Annotated in this window: 1 protein-coding gene; it reads right to left on the bottom strand. The window is 72.3% G+C overall.

What is annotated here, in order from left to right:
• The coding region (locus KN815_RS36680) for a type I polyketide synthase (RefSeq protein ID WP_216346169.1) at window positions 1-2,510 on the bottom strand (2,510 nt) is incomplete at both ends.

Below are 2,510 nucleotides of genomic sequence, written 5' to 3'. Positions count from 1 at the left end.
ATCGAACAGGTTCTCCAGATCCCAGCCACGGTCCACGGGGAAATCCCCGATGCCCTCGCCCCCGGCCGTGACCAGCTCCCACAACTCCTCCGGCGAGCCGACTCCACCCGGCAACCGGCACGCCATCCCCACGATCGCGATCGGCTCCGTGGGATCGCCCGCCGCCCACGCCGGCCCGGTCCGTCCTTCGGTGTCCCGTCCGAGAAGCCGTGCGTGCAGGTACGACGCGAGGGCGGCCGGTGTCGGATAGTCGAAGGCGAGCGTGGTCGGCAGTTCGGCGCCGGTCAGCTCGCGCAGTCGGTTGCGGAGCCGGACCACGTTCAGGGAGTCGAAGCCGAGTTCCTGGAAGGCCCGTGCGCCGTCGATCGCCGACGCGTCGTCGTGTCCCAGCACCGCGGCCGCGCTGCTCAACACCACATCCAGGACCAGCCGGTGGCGCTCGGCCTCGGTGCCCGCCATCAGCCGCTCGGCGAAGTCCGTGGCACCGCCGCCCGCGAGCGCTCCCGCCTCCGGCGGCAATGGACGTGCGGGAAGCAGTTCATCTGCCGTGGTGGCGTCCGTTGCGGGCCGGTCCGATACGGGGAGGGCGTCCGGCCAGTACCGCCGGTGCTGGAAGGCGTAGGTCGGCAGGTCGACCCGGCGCCGCGAGGGCCCCGAGAGCAGCGCGGTCCAGTCGACCGGGACGCCACGGACATGCAGCCGGGCGAGCGCGGCCACGGCGGCGACCGGATCGGGCTGTTCGCCGTGCAACGTGGCCACGAACATGGCCGGGTCGGCGCCGTCGCCCAGCGCTTCCTGCGCCATGGCGGTGAGGACACCATCGGGCCCCAGCTCCAGGAAGGTCGTGACGTCCCCGGCGTGGAGCGTAGTGACGCCGTCGAGGAAACGAACGGTCCTGCGGGCGTGCTCGGCCCAGTAGTCCGGGGAGCACAACTGGTCGGGGGTGGCCCAGTCGCCCGTGACGTTGGAGACGATGGGCACCGTCGGAGGCGCGTACGACAGCCCGGCGGCGACGGCGCGGAACGCCTCCAGCATGCCGTCCATATGCGCGGAGTGGAAGGCATGGCTGACCCGCAGCCGCTTGGTCCGGTACCCCTCGGCCGCGCACTTCCGCTCGACGGCCGCCACGGCGTCCTGGTCGCCGGAGACGACGACGGAGACGGGTCCGTTGACCGCGGCGATATCCACGGTGCCCGGTTCATCGGCCAGCAGAGACCGCACCACGGACTCTGGGGCATTGAGCGCGACCATCACGCCGGCGGGCAGGGCCTGCATCAGCCGTCCGCGCGCGGCCAGCAGCGCGGCGGCGTCCTCGAGGGACAGCACGCCCGCCACATGGGCCGCGGTCAGTTCGCCTACGGAGTGGCCGGCGAGGGCGTCGGGGCGCACTCCCCAGGACTCGTACAGCCGGAACAGCGCGCTCTCCAATGCGAACAGCCCCGCCTGGGCGTACACCGTCCGGTCGAGCAGTTCCGCTTCGGGCGATCCGGGCTGGGCGAATACGACGTCCCGGACGCGGTGCGCGACATGTCCGGCGTCGACCAGATACCGGTCCAGTTGCGCACATGCCGCGTCGAAGGCGTCGCGGAAGACGGGATAGCGCGCATGCAGTTCCCGGCCCATGCCCACGTGCTGGCTGCCCTGCCCGGTGAACAGCACCGCGAGCCTGCCGGGGCTCGGCACTCCTCGCGCGACGGGGCCATCGCTCGGCCCGGTGATGGCGTCCAGCCCGCTCAGCAACTCCGCACGCCCACCGCCCACGACCACGGCCCGGTGGCCGAGCGCGGCTCGTGTGGTGATGAGCGAGTGGGCGATGTCGCCCGGGTCGAGTTCCGGGTGTTCGCGGGCGAATTCCGCGAGCCGGGCCGCCTGGCCGTACAGCGCCTCGGCGCTCCTGGCCGAGATCACCCACGGTATGGCGGGGATCGCGTCCGGGTCCGGAACAGCGGACTCGGTGGCGGTGGCAGGCGCCTGCTCGACGATCACATGGGCGTTGGTGCCGCTGACGCCGAACGCGGACACCCCGGCCCGGCGTGGGCGATCCGCCTCCGGCCAGGGCCTCTCCTCGGTCAGCAGCTCCACCGAACCCGCCGACCAGTCCACCTCCGGGGTGGGGGCGTCGACGTGCAGCGTCCGCGGCAGGACACCGTGCCGCATCGCCAGCACCGCCTTGATCACACCGGCCACGCCCGCGGCGGCTTGGGCATGTCCGATGTTCGACTTCACCGAGCCCAGCCACAGCGGCCGGTCGCGGTCCTGTCCGTAGGTGGCGAGGATGGCCTGCGCCTCGATGGGATCGCCCAGTGCCGTTCCCGTGCCATGCGCCTCGACCACGTCCACGTCCGCGGCCGACACACCCGCATTGGCCAGCGCCTGACGGATCACACGCTGCTGTGACGGACCATTCGGCGCCGTGAGGCCGTTCGACGCACCGTCCTGGTTGACCGCGCTGCCCCGCACCACCGCCAGCACCTGGTGACCGTTCCGCTCCGCGTCCGACAACCGCTCCA

The organism is Streptomyces niphimycinicus (assembly GCF_018883605.1).
In the GTDB taxonomy this organism is placed as follows: Bacteria; Actinomycetota; Actinomycetes; order Streptomycetales; family Streptomycetaceae; genus Streptomyces; species Streptomyces niphimycinicus.
This window is presented reverse-complemented; position numbering and strand designations above follow the sequence as displayed.